Consider the following 20,804-nt stretch of genomic DNA (forward strand, 5'->3'; position numbering starts at 1 on the left):
ACTTTGCTTACTGTGAATGGGATGTGAAAAGAAACCGTAAAAGGAGTTTTGCATGAGAAAAAATAGACAAACAGCGAAATATTATATTAAAAGTTATATCATAGCCGGAAGTCTGGTCAGAGCCATTTCCATGGCACTGGTTTTGCCGGTTCCTGTTATGGCTGCACAGCAGAGTCTTGCATCTGTCACCGGGCAGGCACAGATTCAGCCCATGGGAGACGGAAGCGGGAAATATATGATGAAGAGTGACGGATTTTACTGTCTGGATGTGAACGGTGCCGGAAGTACCCAGGCGGAGATCCATTATTTTCAGGATTATGAGATAGACGGAACTGTATTTGACGGATATTATTACCATGATACAGATGGGAAATTCAAAGCCTGCAGTCCTCATATGGAGCATCTGAAAGGTGTTGCAGTGTTTGGGGATAAGACAGATGAGGAAGCTGATACACAGAATACCCAGGAGGCAGAGAAATTTGACGGATATTACTTTGTGAACAATCTGGGGCGTCTGTCAGCAGCACCGCAGGTAAGGTATATTGACAATCTGGCAATAGACGGGATTACTCTGAACGGATATTATTATTTTGATGAAAATGGCAGACTGGTAACAGAACCTGGCATCCATTCGCTTGAGATGGACTGTTATGAGATGAATTTTGACGGGAGCTATTATTTTGGCGGTACAAATGGCGCCCTGCTTCAGGAAAGCACAGTGACGGATGATGGTTTTATTGTGGATGATACGGGAAAGATCGTGAATATGGATGATCTTGGGATAGATAATCTGAAGCCCCAGCTTGAGAAGATGCTGTCCGGATATCAGGGAACCTGGAGTGTTTATGTGAAAGACCTTAATGAAGAAAAGGAAATTCTGATCAATGATACTTCCCTTTATTCTGCAAGTCTGATCAAAGCCTTTGTAATGGCAAAGACATATGAGGACATGGAGCAGGTAAAGGCAGATGAGACAAAGAAATTAAATACTGCAGATACAAAAACTGTAGATGTAAAATTAAATGACCTGCTGTGGAATATGATCACAGTCAGTGACAATGAATCCTGCAATGAACTGGTGAAGCTTCAGACAGATTCCCTTGATTTCAAAAAAGGTGCGGAGGATATTAACAAATATCTGGAAAAAGAGGGCTATACAGAGACAAGTGTGCAGCACACCCTCCATCCTGCAGCATCCGCACAGGAGAGTCTGGGTGGCAGAAACATGACTTCTGTAAAAGATTGCGGCACTCTGCTTGAAAAAATCTACAAGGGGGAATGTGTCAGCAAAGAGGCGTCAGAAGAAATGTTAAATCTTCTGTCAAATCAGGAAAACACCTGGAAAATCCCCCAGGGACTTCCGGATGGAATAAAATCTGCCAACAAGACCGGCGAGACAGACCAGGATCAGCACGATATCGCAATTGTCTATGGCGAAAAGACAACTTATATCCTATGTGTGATGTCTGAAAACTGCCCGGAGAGTACGGCGGTGACGAACATACAGAATATTTCAAAGATTGTATATAATTATTTGAACCTGTAGCCGCCAGACCTGCGCGGAATGATTGATTTTTACAGGAAAATCATGTATAATACCAACGAACTATGCCTATAGAAAAAAGTTTAACCGAATCAGGCTGTGAAACAACTATTCAATTATGAGCAGATAGTCAAACGGATGATTTTATCCGATTGATTCAGGAAAGTCAGGAGGAAGAATTTAAATGCGAGTTGATGCGGACGATTTTGCCCGACCTTGCAGCTGCGGCAGGGAACACCAGATTGCAGTGAAAGAGATTTTGATAGAAGCCGGAGCTGTAGAGAAGCTTGAAGAAGAGATGTCAGAGGGAATGCTCAGAGAGTACATATCTCCGCTGGTCATCTGCGATACCAATATCTATGCGGCAACAGAGGAACTTATGGAGGATATCTATGACAGGTGCCAGGTACTTGTTCTGGATGCAGAGGGACTTCAGGCAGACCGGCATGCAATAAAAATTGTGGAGAACAACATGGAAGAGGACATTGACCTGATCCTTGCAGTAGGAGCAGGCACGATCCATGATATCAGCCGTTATATTGCACATAATTACAAAGTACCTTTCATTTCAGTGCCTACCGCAGCAAGTGGAGATGGATTTGTAACAACAGTAGCAGCAATGACCCTGGATGGAGTAAAGAAGACTGTGCCTTCAGTAGCTCCGATCTGTGTATATGCAGATACAGATATTTTTTCAAAAGCACCACAGCGCCTGACTGCAGCCGGGATTTCAGACCTGATGGCGAAATACATCTGTCTTGCAGACTGGAAGATCGCGAACCTGGTCACCGGAGAGTATTTTTGCTGCGAAACTGTAAAGCTGGAAGAGAAAGCGTTAAAAACTGTGAAATCTTCGATTCAGGATATTACAGAGGGAGAGGAAGATGAATGCGAACAGCTTATGTATGCATTGATTCTTTCCGGACTTGCAATGCAGATGATTGGTAATTCAAGGCCTGCGTCCTGTGCAGAGCACCAGGTCACACATCTGTGGGATATGGAAGTGATCAATGGTCCGCTGGATGCACTCCACGGAGAGAAGGTTTCTGTAGCAGCACTTCTTGTACTGGAAGAATACAAGCGTATCGCTGCAGCCATCACACAGGGAAGATGTCACGCAAAACCCTATGAGAATGAGGACGAGGAGCTTCTGAAAGAAACTTTTGGAAAAAAAGGACTTCTGGAAGAAATAAGAAAAGAAAACGAGCCGGAATTGTTAGAAACTATTTCACCCCAGCATCTGGAAAAATGCCTGAACGGGATAGAGGAGATTATTGATGAGCTTCCCAGTGAACAGACTATGTTCCGTTTGCTGGAGAAAGCCGGATGCGCGAAAACCGTTTATGATATCGGACTCGATGAATCGGCTGTTTTGCCAAGTCTCAGACTTGCTCCTTATACAAGGAGACGGTTAAGCTTATTGAGAATCAGCAAGATGCTGGATATAAGAGGAGAATGATTATGCGTGTTGGAATGGGATATGATGTACACAGACTGACCGAAGACAGAGATCTGATCCTGGGTGGTGTGAAGATAGACTGGGAAAAAGGTCTCCTGGGACATTCAGATGCAGATGTACTGATCCATGCAGTTATGGATGCACTTCTGGGAGCTGCTGCACTGGGCGATATCGGAAAACATTTTCCGGATACAGACCCTGCATATAAAGGAATTTCCAGTATTCTGCTGCTGGAACATGTGACGAAGCTTTTGAGAGAGCACCATTATGAGATCGGAAATATAGATGCAACGATCATTGCACAGAAACCAAAGATGGCACCTCATATTCCACAGATGAGAGCCAATATGGCGAAAGCAATGGGAATCAATGAGTCTCAGCTGAACATTAAGGCCACTACAGAGGAAAAACTGGGATTTACGGGAAGAGAAGAAGGAATTGCGTCTCAGGCAATCTGTCTTCTTAATGAAAGAAAAGAGAGTTAATGATAGAGAAAACTGGAGGAATAGAACATGAAACTTTTTAACACACTGACACGTAGAAAAGAAGAATTCGTACCTCTCGAAGAGGGAAAAGTTCGTATGTATGTCTGCGGTCCGACTGTATACAACCTGATCCATATCGGAAATGCACGTCCGATGATCATTTTCGATACCGTACGCCGATATATGGAATACAAAGGATATGAAGTAAACTATGTTTCCAATTTTACAGACGTAGATGACAAGATCATCAAGAAAGCAATCGAAGAGGGCGTAAGCGCACAGGAAATTTCCGAGCGTTATATTGCAGAGTGTAAGAAAGATATGGATGGCATGAATGTAAAACCTGCCACAACCAATCCACAGGCAACCCAGGAAATCAACGGAATGATCAGTATGATCCAGACTCTGGTTGATAAGGGATATGCTTATCCGGCAGCAGACGGTACTGTTTATTTCAGAGTTAAGAAGTTCAAAGAATATGGCAAACTTTCGCACAAGAACCTGGATGATCTGCAGTCCGGCTTCCGTTCTCTGCAGGTATCCGGTGAAGACCAGAAAGAAGATCCACTGGATTTTGTTCTCTGGAAACCGAAGAAAGAGGGAGAACCATCCTGGCCTTCACCATGGTGTGACGGACGTCCGGGATGGCATATTGAGTGTTCTGTTATGGCGAAAAAATACCTTGGTGATGAGATTGATATCCATGCAGGCGGAGAAGACCTGATCTTTCCTCACCATGAGAACGAGATCGCACAGAGTGAATGCTGCAACGACAAAATCTTTGCAAAATACTGGATGCATAATGCATTCTTAAATATTGATAACAGAAAAATGTCCAAGTCTCTTGGAAACTTCCGTACTGTTCGTGAAATCAGTGAACAGTATGACCTGCAGGTGCTTCGTTTCTTCATGCTGAACGCCCATTACAGAAGTCCGCTGAATTTCAGCGCAGATCTGATGGAAGCTGCAAAGAATGCATTAGAACGTATCACAGATGCAGCAGCAAACTTAAAGGACAGAAAAGCAGCAGCACAGACAGAAACTGCAACAGATGCAGAGAAAGAACTGCTTGCACAGGCACAGGAATTCGTAAAGAAATTTGAAGAAGCTATGGATGATGATTTCAACACAGCAGATGCACTGGCAGCAATTTTTGAACTGGTTAAATTTGCAAATACAAATGTATCAGAGGCAAGTTCCGCAGAATTTGCAGGAGCACTTCTTGACACAATGGTGAAATTATGCGATGTACTTGGTCTGAAGGCTGTGAAAACAGAAGAAATCCTTGATAAAGAAATCGAAGACCTGATCGCAGAGCGTCAGGAAGCAAGAAAAGCAAAGAATTTCGCAAGAGCAGATGAGATCAGAGATGAGCTTCTGGCTAAGGGAATCATCCTTAAGGATACCCGCGAGGGAGTAAAATGGAAACGAGCTTAAATGATATGAGTGAAACAAACGGACTTAATGAAGAGAATTTGAGTAGTTTGAAAGGTTTGCTTAATCAGGTATTTCATTTGGAAGATAAAGACTTGCGAACCTATTCTCCGCTGACATTGGCGTATATCGGAGATGGCGTCTATGAACTGGTGATCCGCACGATCCTTGTAAAAAAAGGCAACTGTCCGGTAAACCAGCTTCACAGAAAAGCCAGCAGTCTGGTTAAGGCAGGAACCCAGTCTTCCATGATGGAAGTGATTGAACCCATGCTCACAGAGGAGGAACACAGCGTTTACAGAAGAGGAAGGAATGCTCATTCTCCTACAATGGCCAAACATGCAACCATGGCAGACTACCGCAGGGCAACAGGGTTTGAAGCTCTGATGGGCTATTTATATTTAAAAGATGATTTCAGCAGGATCATAGAACTGGTCCGTGCAGGGATCGGAGAGGATAAGATATGAGTGAACAGATAGAAGGACGCAATGCGGTTCTGGAAGCCTTTCGTTCCGGCAAATGTGTAGATAAGCTTTTTATCCTGGACGGATGCCAGGACGGACCGGTCCGCACTATTGCCAGAGAGGCAAGAAAAAAAGATACGATTATTAACTATGTGGCAAAAGAACGTCTGGATCAGTTAAGTGAGACAGGCGCACATCAGGGCGTAATCGCTCAGGTGGCAGCCTATGAATATGCAAGTGTAGAAGATATTCTTGCGAAGGCAAAGGAAAAAGGAGAAGATCCCTTTATCTTTATCCTGGATAATATTGAGGATCCTCATAATCTTGGTGCAATCATCCGTACAGCAAATCTTGCAGGTGCACATGGGGTGATTATTCCCAAGAGAAGAGCAGTTGGACTGACTTCCACAGTTGCCAAGACTTCAGCAGGTGCATTAAACTATACACCTGTTGCAAAGGTTACCAATCTGGGACATACCATCGATGAACTGAAAGAACAGGGCATGTGGTTTGTATGTGCGGATATGGGCGGTGAAACCATGTACAATCTTAACCTGACAGGTCCGATCGGCGTAGTGATCGGCAATGAAGGTGAAGGTGTAAGCAGACTGATCCGTGAGAAGTGTGATTTCGTGGCATCTATTCCTATGAAGGGTGACATTGATTCCCTCAATGCATCTGTGGCAGCCGGAGTACTTGGATATGAGATTGTACGTCAGAGACTGCAGAAGAAGTAAGTTTATCTCAGACTGCTTGAATTTTTGCAGCAGAAAATTATTCCACAATATTGTTATGTTATAAGAAGCCCTCTGGGCGAATGATAGAGATTTTCAGAAAAACGGAAGGGTTAAATTGATGAAACAGTATGACGGAATTAAAGATGAAGAATTAATTTCCCGTTTCAAAAACGGGGAATCAGAAATCCTCGACTATCTGATGGAAAAATACAAGAACATGGTCCGCAAGAAAGCAAGGACCATGTTCCTGATAGGCGGGGAGAACGATGATTTGATACAGGAAGGTATGATCGGACTGTTTAAGGCAGTCCGCGATTACCAGCCGGACAGAGATGCTGCATTTCAGACCTTTGCCAGTATATGTGTGGACAGACAGATCTACAACGCCATCCAGAGCTCCAACAGGCAGAAGCACCAGCCGCTGAATTCCTATATTTCCCTCAGCGAACAGGATGGGGAAAATGAAGAACATCTTGGAGATAACTGGGGAGAGAACCCGGAGTCTATCATTATTGACCAGGAGAATGTCCAGGATCTGGAGCAGGAGATAACAGCAACGTTAAGTCCAATGGAGAACCAGGTTCTTGAATATTATCTGGCAGGAAACGGATACGGAGAGATTGCCCGGATCATGGGAAAAACACCCAAATCCATAGATAATGCATTACAGCGTATCCGAATCAAGATCAGAGAGCAGTTGGAGCAATATCAAAAATAGAAAGATATCTGTATAAAACCCAAAAATAAAAATCAAAAAGTTAAAAATAGGGATTGACAATACAAACAAGTTCTGATAGTATATTTAAATGTGAGCGGTAAATCCGACACAATGCTGATGTGGCTCAGAGGTAGAGCACTTCCTTGGTAAGGAAGGGGTCACGGGTTCAATTCCCGTCATCAGCTTTTTTTATTGCTTAAAAATAAAGGGTTTCTTGAACTTCAGTAACTCAAAAGTAATCAGAACAGAAGTTTTGATATACTTCTAAGAACTGTTTGTACTTCAAGAATGACAAGAGATATGTTATACTTACAGTGTTGTCCAACCGATACCCGGCAACGGGAGGAGGTGAAGTCTATATGGAGAATCTTGCTATTTCTTTTCTTGTCTCCTTTATGGCAAGCATAGCCGCCTATTATGTTTGCAAATGGTTAGACGGAGATAAGTAGGGCAACACTAACCTGGCAGTTTCTTGTCTACCATAAAAAATAAGAAGAAGCCCCCAGTATTCGCACTACTGAGGGCTTCATTCTTTTTGTCTACATGGACTTGCTATTTCTTTTCGCCTACTGGCATTATAGCATATGCAGATCAGGAAATCAATATGCAAGTGATTCTGAAACATTCTGAAACAAATAAAAAGTTACTGTTCACACACCACTGTCCCGCGAGGTGTTTTGGCATGAATATGCCAAAATCCCGAGACATACAAGCCAAAATTCCATTGCCGCAGGCAATCTGGAATGAATTTTGGCTACGTTACTGTGAACGGAGTGAACAGTAACGTCTGAGAAATATAAGGCCTGTCACTGTTGTGTAAACGGTTGACAGATGGAATTTCCAATGATAATATAAATTCATTCGACATAAAAAATATTCAGTTGTATTTTTTATATATAGATGTGTGATAAAACAGTATAAAATACGACAACAGGAGGGAAAAAGATGGAGAACGAAACAGTTTCCAAAAATTTTATTGAGAATATCATTGATAAAGATTTAGCAGAGGGTGTTTATGACACCGTGCATACGCGTTTCCCGCCGGAACCGAATGGATATCTTCATATCGGTCATGCGAAATCTATTCTTTTAAACTATGGTCTTGCACAGGAATATAACGGCAAGTTCAACATGCGTTTTGATGATACAAACCCGACCAAAGAAAAGAGTGAGTTTGTAGAATCCATCAAGGCAGATATCAAATGGCTTGGTGCAGACTGGGAAGACAGACTGTTTTTTGCATCTGACTATTTCGGACAGATGTATGAAGCTGCTGTAAAGCTGATCCAGAAAGGCAAAGCCTATGTATGTGACCTGACAGCAGATCAGATCCGTGAATATCGTGGAACTCTTACAGAGCCGGGTAAAGAAAGTCCATACAGAAACAGAAGCGTAGAAGAGAACCTGCAGCTTTTTGAAGAGATGAAAGAAGGCAAATATGCAGACGGAGAGAAAGTGCTTCGTGCCAAGATCGATATGGCATCTCCGAACATGAATATGCGCGACCCGGTTATCTATCGTGTTGCTCATATGACTCACCACAGAACAGGTGATACATGGTGCATCTATCCAATGTATGATTTCGCCCATCCCATCGAGGATGCGATTGAGGGAATCACACATTCCATCTGTACTCTGGAGTTTGAGGATCACAGACCACTGTATGACTGGGTTGTAAAAGAATTGGAATACCCACAGCCACCGAAGCAGATTGAGTTTGCAAAACTGTATCTGACAAATGTAGTTACAGGTAAACGTTATATCAAGAAACTGGTAGAGGAAGGCATCGTAGACGGATGGGATGATCCGCGTCTGGTTTCCATCGCAGCACTGCGCCGCCGTGGATTTACACCGGAATCCATCAAGATGTTTGTAGAACTCTGCGGTGTATCCAAAGCAAACAGCTCTGTTGACTATGCAATGCTTGAATACTGCATCCGTGAGGATCTGAAACTGAAACGTCCACGTCTGATGGCTGTTCTTGATCCGATTAAGCTTGTGATCGATAATTATCCGGAAGGCGAAGTAGAATATCTGGAAGCTCCGAACAATATGGAGAATGAAAAACTGGGAACCCGTAAAATACCGTTTGGCAGAGAACTCTATATTGAGAGAGAAGACTTCATGGTAGATCCGCCTAAGAAATATAAGAGAATGTTCCCGGGCACAGAGGTTCGTCTTATGAACGCATATTTTGTAACCTGTACAGGATATGAAGCTGATGAAGATGGAACTGTACGTGTTGTACACTGTACTTATGATCCTGCAACAAAGGGTGGCAATGCGCCGGATGGCAGAAAAGTAAAAGGAACCATTCACTGGGTAGAAGCAAGTCAGGCAGGAAAAGCAGAAGTACGTCTCTATGAGAATATCGTAGACGAGGAGAAGGGTGTATACAACAAAGAAGATGGTTCTCTGAATGTAAATCCGAACTCTCTGACAAAAGTTACTGCATATGTAGAACCAGCACTTATGGAAGCAAAAGGCTATGACAGCTTCCAGTTCGTAAGAACAGGATTTTTCTGTGCAGATATCCATGATTCTAAAGAGGGTGCACCGGTATTCAACCGTATCGTGTCTCTGAAGAGCTCATTTAAACTTCCGAAAGCATAATGAGACTGAAATAGTAATATAATCAGAATAAAAAGGGAATGTTGCTTTTACGATTGTATAATCGTGAAGTAACATTCCTTTTTGGTTACGTTACTGTGAACGGTAACGTTTATTCTTCAGATTCAGATGCAGCGTCCATAGTCTCTTCAAAATTCTCGGGTTCATCGGCATCTTCTTCCTCTTCTGCATCTTTAATCTCAACTTCAGCAGCTTTATCGGAAGACTTCTCAGAATCGTCTGTATCAGCAGCTTTTTCAGCTTCTTCGCTTTCGGTGTCATCTGTTGCAGACTGTTCGCCTGTATGTTCCCAGGACTGGAAATCTTCGGCAGGTTCCTGATCTTCCTTAGCAGTTTCCTTTTCATCAGTCAGATCGAAATCATCAAAGTCATCTTCAAAATCAAAATCCTCTTTACAGGATCCTTTTTTGGCAATAAGGGCAGCTACAGCACCGGCAGCAGCTGCTGTAAGGGCACCTATTGCAACATATCCCCAGTATTTATTAATTTTAGCCATGATAATCATAAACTCCTTTCTGATATTCTCCTATTTTTGACAGCGAGTCAGGATAAAAATATCTTTTACTCCTGACACCATTTTATTCAGCTATAGGTTATTGTTATTTTAATACTTTTCAGATAAAAAGGAAAGCGAAATTTTATGGAAAGAGTTAATGAAAGCAGTTGCATACCAAAAAGATACAAGGTATACTATGACAGGAAAGAAGAGGTTATTATGAGAAAAATTATTTTGGCATCTGCTTCACCCAGACGAAAAGAACTGTTGGAACGGGCTGGCGTGGATTTTGAAGTGCTGCCTGCATCAGGTGATGAGAATCGTATCTCAGACAATCCGGGAGAGGCAGTAAAACAGCTGGCTTCGGATAAAGCAGCTTCTGTTATCCGCACTATGAAAGATAGTGCCGACGGAACAATTGTGATCGGATCTGACACAGTGGTAGTGTTTGAGAATGCGATCCTTGGCAAACCTCATGATACAGAGGATGCAGTGAATACATTAAAGAAACTTCAGGCAAATACTCATCAGGTATATACCGGCGTTTCTGTATGGGAAAAGAAAGAAAAAGTCTGGACAGAACATACTTTTTATGAAAGTACAGATGTGACGTTTTATCCGGTTTCAGATGAGGAGATCAGAGAGTATGTTGCTACAGGAGAGCCTATGGATAAGGCTGGAAGCTATGGCATCCAGGGACTTTTCGGAATTTATGTAAAGGGGATCAACGGAGATTACAATAATGTGGTAGGACTCCCGGTTGCCAGATTATTTTATGAAATGAAGAAATCAGGAATTAACTTAAGAGGATGACAAAAGATGATTAAAGCATGTATATTTGATTTGGATGGAACACTGGCTGATACGCTGGATTCCATGGCTTATGTGACTAATATTATTATGGAAAAATTCGGGTTAAAAACACTTCCGGTGGATAATTTCAGATATTACAGCGGAGAAGGGGCAAATATGCTGATTCGCCGCGCACTTAAGGATGCGGGGGATCCGGAACTTGCGCATTATGATGAGGGACAGAAGCTTTACCGGGAAATGTTTGAAGCAGATCCGATGTATAAAGTAGTTCCCTATAAGGGAATGCCGGAAACCTTAAAGAAATTGAAGGAACATGGAGTGAAGCTGGCAGTTTGTTCAAATAAACCTCATCCTGCAGCTGTGAAAGTAATTGCGCAGCTTTTTGATGGGGAATTTGATATGGTAGTTGGTCAGAGTGAAGCAATCCGCAGGAAACCGGCACCTGATGGTCCGCTTATGGTTGCGGAAAAATTTGGTGTAAAACCGGAAGAATGTATGTATGTGGGAGATACAAGTACAGATATGAAGACCGGTAAAGCAGCAGGAATGTATACAGTAGGTGCGCTATGGGGCTTTCGTGACCGAAAAGAACTGAATGAGAATGGAGCAGATTTTGTCGCTGAGAAACCGACAGATCTGGTAAAGATTTGCGAGGAACAAGGAAATGATTAAGTTGGTTGCAAGTGATCTGGATGGGACGTTACTTTTACATAAGGCACAGTCTCTGCCTGAAGAAATTTTTTCGCTGATCAGGCAGTTAGAGGAACTGGGGATTATGTTTGTAGCAGCCAGTGGAAGGCAATATCCGAATATGACAAAGCTGTTTGCGCCTGTTGCTTCAGAGATTTCCTATATTTCGGAGAATGGTGCACTGGCAGTGGATCATGGAGAGGTACTGTATCAGGATTCTTTTGACAGAAAGCTGGCAGGGGAGATTATTTCTGCAATCCTGGAAAAGAAGGATGCCGAGTTTACCTGTTCTGCAAAGGATTACCACTACCTGATGCCGAAGACAAAGAGATTTCATGACCATATGTTATATGAAGTAAAAAATGAATGCAGATTTGTAAACAGCATGGAAGAGATGACGGCTCCTATCATGAAGCTGGCTGTGTTTGAACCGGCCGGCCTTACAGAAGAATCTGTGAAATACTGGATGGACAGATTTGGAAAAGAATGTGTTGTTGTCACTTCGGGAAATGAGTGGATTGATTTTATTCCTTTTGGAACAAACAAGGCAAAAGGAATCAGAGAATATCAGAAAAGATATCATATTTCGCCGGAAGAATGTATTGCGTTCGGAGACGAATATAATGATATAGAGATGCTTAAAGCGGTAAAATATGGCTTTGCCATGGAGCATTCCAAGGAGGGGGTACGGGCAGCTACGTCCTATATGACAAAACAGGTTGAACCGGTCCTTGAGAAGCTGATCCGGGCAAAGGGAAAGATTGAGGAGGTTATTTAAATTGTTTACAGAAGAATGTATTAATACGTTTCTTGAAAATCAGGAGCAGCTTTTTCCACAGGCGGTAGCAGAATCATATGAAGCAGCGGAAGCATTCCTTGAGGATTGCATGGCGCAGGTTGTGGATTCTATTGAAGAAGTGAGAGAATATCTGGAAGAGTCAGGCGCTGATGTGGAAGGAATGTCAGATGAAGAACTGGAAGATGCAAGTGAAGTATTTGCTCTGCCGGATGGAAAATATCTGATAGTAGAAGGATAAAAACTGTTCGGTCAAATTATGGATATCACGTGATATATCGGAGAAATAACTGTAAAACACAGTTCGGTCCCTGAATATTGGAGAAAATTGAACTCTGATACTCAGGGGCTGAAGTTGTTTTAAGGGAGAAAATACAGATTACATTTCCGGAAAATGTGATGCTATAATGCTTTTATACAGAGAAAAAACGATGTTGTGGTCTGTGATGGGAATGAAAAGGGCAGACAGACACAGAAGCATCACAGAACTGTAATTATTCAGTACCTTCAGAGTGGCTGCTGAATAATTACAAATCTTATTATAAATGAAAAGGAGGACTACAGATGGAGAGAAAGAGATTTCTTGCAGTTGTAATGACTGTGATGATGGTTATTTCAATGATTCCATCCATGGTTTTTGCGGCAGCTCCGTCAGGAGAATTGGGCGGTAAGCTTAAGATTAAGGGACTTGCAGCTGTAGGCGTAGTGTTGAGTGCAGATTATGCAAAGGTTACACCGGAAGAGGTTACGGATGAAGATTTTACTTTTTCCTGGTCAAGACAGACCGGGGAGAAGGAGTTAACACAGGTAGGTACTGAGAAGACCTATACGATCACTCAGGATGATCTGGGATGCAGACTGGTGCTTGATCTGACCCCTGTAGATGGAAGCGGACTGACAGGTACTCTTACTGCAAAGACGTTAGAGGTAGCTGCAACTGAAGAAGAGGCGAAAGCAGTGGAACAGGAAGCAGAGGATGCACAGCAGACAGAAACGGCAGATGGAACAGAGAATGCACAGCTGGAAGAAACGGCAGATGGAACAGAGGATGCACAGCTGGAAGAAACAGCAGATAATGCAGAAGGCAGTCAGGATTCTGAAAATCAGGATGTAGATAGAACAGAAGATGTACAGCAGAATGCAGGGAATGAACAGGAAGATGAATCTCAGAACACAAAAGGTCAGCCGGAGGAAACAACAGAAGGTACTGATGATTCCCAGATGAAAATTTATACAGAAGATCAGCTGCAGGTGGATGAGAACGGAAATGTGCAGACAGATGGATCAGAGAAAGATGGACAGGCAGCAGGTGAAGATGATAAAGATAAAAAGACTTACGAAGCGACTGTCACTGTAGAGGACAGCGAAGATCAGATCTGTGATTTTGGAACAGTAAAGAGTGATCTTGAGGATGTGGAAGCACAGTATGTGCAGATTACGAACACCGGAAATGAGAGCTTGAATTTTCAGGAGATCAGTCCGGAACATTTTATGGCTCAGGATATTATAGAACCGCTGAGTGCAGGTGAATCTGTAAGCGTATGGATACAGCCGAGGGAAGGGCTGGAACCGGGTGAATATGATGATATGATCACATACCGGACGGAAGAAGGTATTGAGGTTTCTTTTGAAGCGAAGATTGCAGTTGAAGGTGAGGATGATTCATCAGATGACGAAGACCTGAAGCCTTCGGATGAGCCTTCTGCAGAACCGACAGAGACGCCGGATGACAGCGAGGCTCCATCGGCAGGTGACAATGCAGATGCATCTCTTGAGGCACAGTCTCTTGAGGTAAATACAGGAAGTCTTAATTTCAGCGATATCGAAGAAAATTATACACAGGCCAATGAGACACTGTCTGTAACCGTAATAAATACAGGGGACGGAATTATCACTTTAAAGATACCGAAATCAGATTATTTTGAGGTGATGAACGAAGATGGAAGTGAAGCTGTATCAGGAATACAGATTGCAAAAGGTGATTCTCTTATGTTCATGGTACAGCCAAAAACCGGTCTGACGAAGGGGGATTACAGTGATACCCTGATATTTGAAAGTGAAGAGGATTCGGAAGTAGCAGCGCAGGTAACTGCGGAAGTGTCTGTAAAAGAGGCAGAACAGGAACAGATCACAGCAGTTCAGGCAGATCCGGAATCTTTCAGTTATGATGATCTGAAGGAAGGTTATGATACTCCTGAAGCGACGACCATTACACTTACCAATACAGGAAATACAACTGTTTCGCTGATGCAGCCATATGCAGAGTATTTTGATATTGGGGAACTTTCGGCATCAGTGCTGGAGCCGGGAGATTCTGCTGCATTTACAGCAGTACCGGTGACCGGTCTGAAAGTCGGCAATTATCTGGACAGTATTCAGATAGCCCAGACCAGTTCGGAAGGACAGGAGGATGTATTGACAACGATCAAAGCTTCTGCGACTGTTTCGGAAGTGAAAAAGATTTATAAATTATCCGTAACACCGGAAGAACTGAATTTTGGAAAAGCAAAAGAAGGATATAGTGAGGCACCGGAAGCGCAGAAAGTTACAGTGACGAATGAGGGGAATACAAATGTAACTTTAAATGCACCGTCAGGTAAAAACTTTAAAATCGGGAAACTTTCAGCCACAGAGCTTGCACCGGGGGAGAGCTGTACATTTAAAATCCGCCCGAAGGCGGGTTTAAAGGCCGGCTCCTATACAGAGTCAGTTGTGATTGATAATGAACAGCAGATCAGTGCAGAAGTGAAAGTTCAGTTTACGGTTAAAGCTGCCCGCAAGGCGAAAATTGCAGATCCGGCAGATAATAAGATTACAGGAATCAGTTCAGATGGATATACAACACAGTCAAAGATTACATTTACAGCAGTCGGAGCGGGTATGGACAATGAAAGTCCGGGAAAGGGAGATGTCCGCTATGTACCGTATAACTGGAAAGTGATCAATACAAATAGCTGGAGCAGTGCACCTTATACTGCTGCATTTGGAATTACAAAGGCCGGAACCTACACATTGACAGTTACATTTGACCGTCAGAAGTATAATGGAAGTGAATGGGAGAATACAGGGGAGCAGGATACTAAACAGGTGAATTTCAGTATTACACAGGCGCAGACTGTAACCGCAACTCCGACTCCGCAGCCGAATGGAGCAACTGCGAAATCAGCGGTAAAGACAGGAGATACGACTAATATTACACCGTTTGTGATTATTCTGGCGATTGCAGCGGGATGTATTGTGGGAGTTGTGGTATACAAAAGACGAAAGAAATAAGAGTTATCTGAAGAAAAAAATACAGGGGAATATGTAAAATATAAAATTATTAGCACTCATTTTTGGTGAGTGCTAATTTTTTCTTGACTTTTGGAATAAATGGTATTACTATATCTTTCAGAGAAGCAACTTACAGGAGTCAAAAGCTATTTCAAAGGATAAACAGGAGAGGATAGTTTTGGCTCCGGAGGCAGAGCAGATAAGAATGCAGTATATTGACAGATAAAGTTGCGGCAAATGATTAAAAACAAAAAGGAGTGTGGACAGCATGGCTGTAAAACATGGAAATTTATCAATTAACAGTGAAAATATTTTCCCAATCATCAAGAAATGGTTATATTCCGATCATGATATTTTTGTAAGAGAGCTGGTCTCCAACGGATGCGATGCGATCACTAAACTGAAAAAACTGGAAGTAATGGGAGAATATACTTTTCCGGAAGGATATAAACCGGAGATTCAGGTAATTGTTAATCCTGATGAGAAAACTTTGAAATTCATCGATAATGGTATTGGCATGACTGCTGATGAAGTAGAGAAATACATTACCCAGATTGCTTTTTCAGGTGCAACTCAGTTTCTTGAGAAATATAAAGACAAAACTACAGATGATCAGATGATCGGTCATTTTGGACTTGGATTTTATTCTGCATTTATGGTGGCGGATGAAGTGCATATTGATACACTTTCCTATACAGAAGGTGCACAGCCTGTACACTGGTCCTGCGATGGCGGAACAGAATATGATATCCAGGAAGGCAACAAGAATACGATTGGTACAGAAATCACCCTGTTCCTGAATGAAGACTGCCTGGAATTTGCAAATGAATACCGTATGCGTGAGATTCTTGAGAAATACTGTTCCTTCATGCCGGTTCATATTTACCTTTCCAAAGCAAATGCACCTCAGGAATATGAGACAATTGATGAATCTGAGTTAAGAGACGATGATGTAGTTGTTGAACATATTCATGAGGAAGCAAAGACAGAAGAAAAAGAAAATGATAAAGGTGAAAAGGAAGTTGTTGAAATTTCTCCTGCAAAGGATAAAGTAAAGATCAATAAACGTCCGGTTTCCATCAGTGATATTAATCCTCTCTGGATGAAGCATCCGAATGAATGTACAGATGATGAATACAAGGAATTTTACCGCAAAGTATTTATGGATTATAAGGAACCGTTATTCTGGATACATCTGAATATGGATTATCCGTTTAATTTAAAAGGTCTCCTGTACTTCCCGAAGATCAATACAGAGTATGATTCCATTGAAGGAACGATCAAACTTTATAACAATCAGGTATTTATCGCAGATAATATCAAGGAAGTAATTCCTGAATTCCTGCTTCTTCTGAAAGGTGTGATCGATTGTCCGGATCTTCCATTGAACGTGTCACGAAGTGCATTGCAGAATGACGGATTTGTACAGAAGATTTCTGAATACATTTCCAAAAAAGTGGCAGATAAGCTTACCGGAATGTGCAAGACTGACAGAGAATCTTATGAGAAATACTGGGATGATATCAGCCCGTTTATTAAATATGGCTGTATTAAAGATGCTAAATTTGCAGAGAAAATGGGAGATTATGTACTCTTTAAGAATCTTGATGGCAAATATCTCACATTAAAGGACTGCGTTGAAGAGAATAAAAAAGAAACAGAAGAAACTGAGGCTCAGACAGAAGAAAAGAAAGAAGATGCAGCAGAGTCTGAAAACAAAGACAATGCGGAAGCGAAAGAACCTGAGAAGACAGTAATTTTCTATGTAACTGATGAAGTTCAGCAGAGTCAGTATATCAATATGTTTAAGGAAGCAGGAAAAGATGCCGTTATCCTGAAGCATAATATTGACAGTGCATTTATTTCCAGTCTTGAGCAGAAACATCAGGAAGTACAGTTTAAGCGTATTGATGCGGATCTGACCGAAGAAATGAAGGGTGAGGGTACTGCCGATGAAGAAACTGTCAAAGCACTGACAGAACTTTTCCGCAAGAGCCTTAATAAAGATAAACTGGAAGTACATGTTGAGAATCTGAAAAATGAAAATGTATCAGCAATGATGACTCTTTCCGAAGAGAGCCGCCGTATGCAGGATATGATGAAGATGTATAATATGTATGGAATGGATCCGAATATGTTTGGCGGACAGGAAACACTGGTTCTGAATGCGAATCATCCATTGGTTAAATATCTGGCAGAGAATCAGGAATCTGACAAGGCTCCGCTTATCTGTGAACAGTTGTATGACCTTGCGATGATGAGCCATAAACAGCTTTCACCGGACGAAATGACCAGATTTGTTCAGAGAAGCAATGAAATTTTGCTGATGATTGCAAAATAAGATAGAAAGCAGGCAATTTGCCGGCAGATCAATGAGAGGACAGATACGCCTGTCAGAATAGCAGAATATCAAATAAGGAGCAGAGAATAATTTTTGCTCCTTATTTTTGTGGAAAACAATTACATTGGTATTGACAAATGTCTTATGAATTCCTATTATTAAGTTGCCGATATTTTAATGAATATGCCGAATCCGCAGAAGATATAACGGGTTACAGAGAATAGTGACTGCAATGGTGCTTCCGGGCAGCCAATATCGTGACTTTCATTTACTTATAGAGAAATGTGTGTAAATAAATGAGATATCCAAATCTGTAAAAACACAGATTATGGAAGTTACAGGAGGAACGATGTATGAGTGCAGTTTATGGAGTTATTAGAAAATTGGGTGCAACATCAAAGTATAAAGGATATTATTATGTTGTGGATGCAGTAGAAATGGCACAGAAAATTTATGAGCGACCGGTAAAAGTCACCAAAGATATTTATCCGGTCATTGCAAGAAAATATAAATCAACGCCGTCTAATGTAGAACACAACATAAGAACACTGGTAAACTTATGTTGGATGAATCATAAGGATACACTGGAAGAAATGGCAGGGTGTACAATGGCAGATAAACCGACGAACAGTGAGTTTATAGATATTCTGGTCTATTATCTGCGTTATTCGGATAAAGACTGATAACAGAATCTACTCATAATTTCTCACAGGGAATGTGATGACTGGAGAGAAAAACAGTCATGGAATCATCCCAGAGATGTTCCAGACGTTTATCCGGACTGAATGAAGTATAAGAAACACCTGTTGTACATAAAAGGGACTGGTTCTTGTACCGGATATTCAGATAAAAGCTTTGCACAGGAATATCTGCAATATGCTGTTCATTTTTTAACAACGACTGTGTCTGATCATGAGAAAGTTCAAATACAATCCTGAAATTCAAAGGTGTGCGTCTGCCGCGTATGATAGAAAAACAATAAGGTTTTACATCATGCCACAGGGAATATTCTGTGGAATTCTCCTCAAAAGCAGCCTTTGTGTCAGTATCAAAGAAATCGTAATGAAGTTTTCCGTTTATGGTAAAAGTGTTGAAGGTTGTCACAGATGCCTCGACAAGAGAAAAACGGTCAAATACCTCACCGATCAGGAGTTTATTCATAAAATCTTTTACATCAGTAATTTTTAAAGCAAGCATACAACACCTCTCTGATAACATGATTTACAGCTGTTCAGAATTAAAAAAAGACTTCTGGATTGCTGCATATTTCTGAACATATTTTGTGGATCAGGCAGCGCTTCCTGCACTTTGCGGGAAGCGTCTTTTTATTATAAAGCACTTTTGAAAAAAAGAACAGTGTTTTTATTAAAAAGTCTTTTCAAACGTAAAGCGGTGTGATAAGATATATCTGGTATTGAATACTACATATAATGGAAAAGAGGACGATATAATTGAGATATAAGATTATCATAGATAGTTGTGGAGAACTTTTGGACGAATGGAAGAAAGATGAATGTTTTGAATCCATTCCACTGACGCTGATGGTAGGAGCTGAACAGATCATAGATGATGAAACATTTGATCAGGCAGAGTTTATTAATAAAGTGGCAGCCTGCCCGGAATGTCCGAAATCAGCCTGCCCGTCACCTGAGAGATATATGAGAGCATATGACTGCGAGGCTGAGCATATTTATGCAGTGACTTTGTCTTCTGAGCTGAGTGGTTCCTATAACAGTGCGTTACTTGGCAGAGATCTTATTATGGAAGACCATCCGGATAAAAAAATACATGTGTTTAATTCACGTTCCGCATCCATCGGGGAAAGCCTGATCGGAATGAAGATACAGGAATGCGAAGAAGCAGGGATGAGTTTTGAAGAAGTTGTTTCAACTGTGGAACATTATATTGAAGGACAGCATACATTTTTTATACTTGAGAATCTTGATACTTTGAGAAAGAACGGCCGTCTGAGCAAAGTGAAAGCGTTAGTGGCCAGTGCATTGAAAATCAAACCGGTCATGGGTTCTACGGATGATGGAAATATCTGCCAGCTGGATCAGGCAAGAGGCATGAATCGTGCTCTGATCAAGCTTGTAGAGCAGGTAATCGAGAAAACTCCGGACAGTGCAGAGAAGGTTCTTGCCATCAGTCACTGCAATTGTCCGGCAAGAGCACAGGTGCTCAAAGAGGCTTTTGAAGAGAGAATGAAACTTGCAAAGATCGTAGTCCTTGATACAGCGGGTGTAAGTTCTATGTATGCAAATGACGGCGGAGTGATCGTTGCAGTATAAACTAATTGTTTTCTTTTGCAGTAAAGTGTGCTATAATCAGAAAATACGAAATATTGATGCAAAGGAGATCTATCATGAGCCAGAAGAAAGTCGATGCTTATAAGGCCAGAAAAGGACTGCATAACAAAACAGACAGAAAAGAAAAAGTACTTTTTGGACTGGAAATGTTTGCCTGGGCATTCATTTGTGTTGTGATTGTTGCATGGATTGGTTATTCTGCATATGTAAAAGTGACAGGAGCCAAAGAGAATGTGGTTCAGAATACAGTAATGGATACTACTGCACTTGACAATTACATTTCGAATCTGTCAACAGATGCATCCGATGGTACAGACAGCACTGATGCAGATACAGCGGAGGAAGAAGATACAACAGCTTCCACTGATACAGACAGTGAAGATGCTGATGCAGCAGACACAACCGCAGATGATTCTGAAACGGAAACCGCAGATAAATCTGAAGAAGCAGATGATACAAATGTAGCAGACGATAAAGCTGCAGAAACAGCAGATTCAACAACGGATGCAGACAGCGCAGATGCTAAATAGAAATTGAATCTCTGATGGATTCACAGAAGAAAAGCAATAAAAAATCCCCGGATGATCCGGGGATTTTTTTGAGGTTTAATCCGTA

Annotated in this window: 19 protein-coding genes and 1 tRNA gene; 18 read left to right on the forward strand and 2 right to left on the reverse strand. The window is 41.7% G+C overall.

Going from position 1 to position 20,804, the window contains the following annotated elements; genetic code table 11:
• Window positions 1-52 precede the first annotated feature (52 nt).
• The 9 genes from LI074_RS08695 to LI074_RS08735 all read left to right on the forward strand — a co-directional run bounded on the left by LI074_RS08695 (window position 53) and on the right by LI074_RS08735 (window position 9,453).
• On the forward strand, window positions 53-1,546 hold the full coding sequence (locus LI074_RS08695) for a serine hydrolase (protein ID WP_173698110.1): 1,494 nt from the start codon (window positions 53-55) through the stop codon (window positions 1,544-1,546).
• 181 nt (window positions 1,547-1,727) lie between these two features.
• Window positions 1,728-3,002 carry a sn-glycerol-1-phosphate dehydrogenase gene (locus tag LI074_RS08700; RefSeq protein WP_118330053.1) on the forward strand — a complete coding sequence of 425 codons (1,275 nt, stop codon included), beginning with the start codon at window positions 1,728-1,730 and terminating at the stop codon, window positions 3,000-3,002.
• 2 nt (window positions 3,003-3,004) lie between these two features.
• Window positions 3,005-3,487 (forward strand): 2-C-methyl-D-erythritol 2,4-cyclodiphosphate synthase, encoded by a 483-nt coding sequence (gene ispF, locus LI074_RS08705; RefSeq protein ID WP_008705528.1) that lies wholly within the window; start codon window positions 3,005-3,007, stop codon window positions 3,485-3,487.
• 27 nt (window positions 3,488-3,514) lie between these two features.
• Window positions 3,515-4,924, forward strand: coding sequence for a cysteine--tRNA ligase (cysS, locus tag LI074_RS08710; RefSeq protein ID WP_118633840.1), 1,410 nt, complete (start codon window positions 3,515-3,517; stop codon window positions 4,922-4,924).
• Window positions 4,909-5,388, forward strand: coding sequence for a Mini-ribonuclease 3 (locus tag LI074_RS08715; RefSeq protein ID WP_226824671.1), 480 nt, complete (start codon window positions 4,909-4,911; stop codon window positions 5,386-5,388). Before cysS ends, LI074_RS08715 begins: the two co-directional genes overlap by 16 nt.
• Window positions 5,385-6,122 (forward strand): 23S rRNA (guanosine(2251)-2'-O)-methyltransferase RlmB, encoded by a 738-nt coding sequence (rlmB, locus tag LI074_RS08720; RefSeq protein ID WP_019161073.1) that lies wholly within the window; start codon window positions 5,385-5,387, stop codon window positions 6,120-6,122. Before LI074_RS08715 ends, rlmB begins: the two co-directional genes overlap by 4 nt.
• A 115-nt stretch (window positions 6,123-6,237) precedes the next feature.
• Window positions 6,238-6,840, forward strand: a complete 603-nt coding sequence (sigH, locus tag LI074_RS08725) for an RNA polymerase sporulation sigma factor SigH (protein ID WP_049947391.1) — start codon at window positions 6,238-6,240, stop codon at window positions 6,838-6,840.
• 113 nt (window positions 6,841-6,953) lie between these two features.
• A tRNA-Thr gene (locus tag LI074_RS08730) sits at window positions 6,954-7,025 on the forward strand.
• A gap of 760 nt (window positions 7,026-7,785) precedes the next feature.
• Window positions 7,786-9,453: a glutamine--tRNA ligase/YqeY domain fusion protein gene (locus LI074_RS08735; RefSeq protein WP_008705518.1), complete on the forward strand. Its 1,668-nt coding sequence runs from the start codon at window positions 7,786-7,788 to the stop codon at window positions 9,451-9,453.
• A 109-nt stretch (window positions 9,454-9,562) separates the two neighbouring features.
• Here the strand turns inward: LI074_RS08735 and LI074_RS08740 are convergent, their stop codons facing one another.
• Window positions 9,563-9,967 carry a hypothetical protein gene (locus LI074_RS08740; protein ID WP_173698111.1) on the reverse strand — a complete coding sequence of 135 codons (405 nt, stop codon included), beginning with the start codon at window positions 9,965-9,967 and terminating at the stop codon, window positions 9,563-9,565.
• Window positions 9,968-10,186: 219 nt separating this feature from the next.
• Here LI074_RS08740 and LI074_RS08745 point away from each other — a divergent pair, with 219 nt between their 5' ends.
• From LI074_RS08745 to LI074_RS08775, 7 genes are all read left to right on the forward strand, one after another.
• The gene (locus tag LI074_RS08745; RefSeq protein ID WP_173679491.1) at window positions 10,187-10,780 is read left to right on the forward strand and encodes a Maf family protein; all 594 of its coding nucleotides are present in this window, start codon (window positions 10,187-10,189) and stop codon (window positions 10,778-10,780) included.
• Window positions 10,781-10,786: 6 nt separating this feature from the next.
• A complete protein-coding gene (locus LI074_RS08750) occupies window positions 10,787-11,452 on the forward strand; it encodes an HAD family hydrolase (protein WP_173679492.1) in 666 nt (221 codons plus the stop codon).
• Complete coding sequence (locus LI074_RS08755; RefSeq protein ID WP_020993369.1) at window positions 11,445-12,248, forward strand: HAD family hydrolase; 804 nt, start codon at window positions 11,445-11,447, stop codon at window positions 12,246-12,248. Before LI074_RS08750 ends, LI074_RS08755 begins: the two co-directional genes overlap by 8 nt.
• Before the next feature lies 1 nt (window position 12,249).
• A complete protein-coding gene (locus LI074_RS08760; protein ID WP_008705512.1) occupies window positions 12,250-12,507 on the forward strand; it encodes a glyoxalase in 258 nt (85 codons plus the stop codon).
• A 323-nt stretch (window positions 12,508-12,830) separates the two neighbouring features.
• On the forward strand, window positions 12,831-15,539 hold the full coding sequence (locus tag LI074_RS08765; RefSeq protein WP_020993368.1) for a COG1470 family protein: 2,709 nt from the start codon (window positions 12,831-12,833) through the stop codon (window positions 15,537-15,539).
• A gap of 268 nt (window positions 15,540-15,807) precedes the next feature.
• Window positions 15,808-17,880 (forward strand): molecular chaperone HtpG, encoded by a 2,073-nt coding sequence (htpG, locus tag LI074_RS08770; protein WP_173698112.1) that lies wholly within the window; start codon window positions 15,808-15,810, stop codon window positions 17,878-17,880.
• Window positions 17,881-18,233: 353 nt separating this feature from the next.
• Entirely contained in the window at window positions 18,234-18,563 is a 330-nt protein-coding gene (locus LI074_RS08775) for a sporulation initiation factor Spo0A C-terminal domain-containing protein (protein WP_008705507.1), read from the forward strand.
• Window positions 18,564-18,576: 13 nt separating this feature from the next.
• Here the strand turns inward: LI074_RS08775 and LI074_RS08780 are convergent, their stop codons facing one another.
• On the reverse strand, window positions 18,577-19,077 hold the full coding sequence (locus LI074_RS08780) for a DUF5721 family protein (RefSeq protein ID WP_020993367.1): 501 nt from the start codon (window positions 19,075-19,077) through the stop codon (window positions 18,577-18,579).
• Between the two features lie 254 nt (window positions 19,078-19,331).
• Between LI074_RS08780 and LI074_RS08785 the strand changes: the two genes are divergently transcribed.
• On the forward strand, window positions 19,332-20,171 hold the full coding sequence (locus tag LI074_RS08785; protein WP_008705503.1) for a DegV family protein: 840 nt from the start codon (window positions 19,332-19,334) through the stop codon (window positions 20,169-20,171).
• Between the two features lie 74 nt (window positions 20,172-20,245).
• Window positions 20,246-20,719, forward strand: a complete 474-nt coding sequence (locus tag LI074_RS08790) for a hypothetical protein (protein WP_020993366.1) — start codon at window positions 20,246-20,248, stop codon at window positions 20,717-20,719.
• Window positions 20,720-20,804: the final 85 nt, after the last annotated feature.

The organism is Blautia sp. MSK18_10, assembly GCF_020553185.1.
Taxonomy (GTDB): domain Bacteria; phylum Bacillota; class Clostridia; order Lachnospirales; family Lachnospiraceae; genus Blautia_A; species Blautia_A wexlerae.

Bases quoted from the DNA above. Each gene is read 5' to 3' on its own strand.
- LI074_RS08695 (WP_173698110.1), top strand. From the start codon at position 53: ATGAGAAAAAATAGACAAACAGCGAAATATTATATTAAAAGTTATATC.
- LI074_RS08700 (WP_118330053.1), top strand. From the start codon at position 1,728: ATGCGAGTTGATGCGGACGATTTTGCCCGACCTTGCAGCTGCGGCAGG.
- ispF (WP_008705528.1), top strand. From the start codon at position 3,005: ATGCGTGTTGGAATGGGATATGATGTACACAGACTGACCGAAGACAGA.
- cysS (WP_118633840.1), top strand. From the start codon at position 3,515: ATGAAACTTTTTAACACACTGACACGTAGAAAAGAAGAATTCGTACCT.
- LI074_RS08715 (WP_226824671.1), top strand. From the start codon at position 4,909: ATGGAAACGAGCTTAAATGATATGAGTGAAACAAACGGACTTAATGAA.
- rlmB (WP_019161073.1), top strand. From the start codon at position 5,385: ATGAGTGAACAGATAGAAGGACGCAATGCGGTTCTGGAAGCCTTTCGT.
- LI074_RS08735 (WP_008705518.1), top strand. From the start codon at position 7,786: ATGGAGAACGAAACAGTTTCCAAAAATTTTATTGAGAATATCATTGAT.
- LI074_RS08740 (WP_173698111.1), bottom strand. From the start codon at position 9,967: ATGGCTAAAATTAATAAATACTGGGGATATGTTGCAATAGGTGCCCTT.
- LI074_RS08745 (WP_173679491.1), top strand. From the start codon at position 10,187: ATGAGAAAAATTATTTTGGCATCTGCTTCACCCAGACGAAAAGAACTG.
- LI074_RS08750 (WP_173679492.1), top strand. From the start codon at position 10,787: ATGATTAAAGCATGTATATTTGATTTGGATGGAACACTGGCTGATACG.
- LI074_RS08755 (WP_020993369.1), top strand. From the start codon at position 11,445: ATGATTAAGTTGGTTGCAAGTGATCTGGATGGGACGTTACTTTTACAT.
- LI074_RS08765 (WP_020993368.1), top strand. From the start codon at position 12,831: ATGGAGAGAAAGAGATTTCTTGCAGTTGTAATGACTGTGATGATGGTT.
- htpG (WP_173698112.1), top strand. From the start codon at position 15,808: ATGGCTGTAAAACATGGAAATTTATCAATTAACAGTGAAAATATTTTC.
- LI074_RS08775 (WP_008705507.1), top strand. From the start codon at position 18,234: ATGAGTGCAGTTTATGGAGTTATTAGAAAATTGGGTGCAACATCAAAG.
- LI074_RS08780 (WP_020993367.1), bottom strand. From the start codon at position 19,077: ATGCTTGCTTTAAAAATTACTGATGTAAAAGATTTTATGAATAAACTC.
- LI074_RS08790 (WP_020993366.1), top strand. From the start codon at position 20,246: ATGAGCCAGAAGAAAGTCGATGCTTATAAGGCCAGAAAAGGACTGCAT.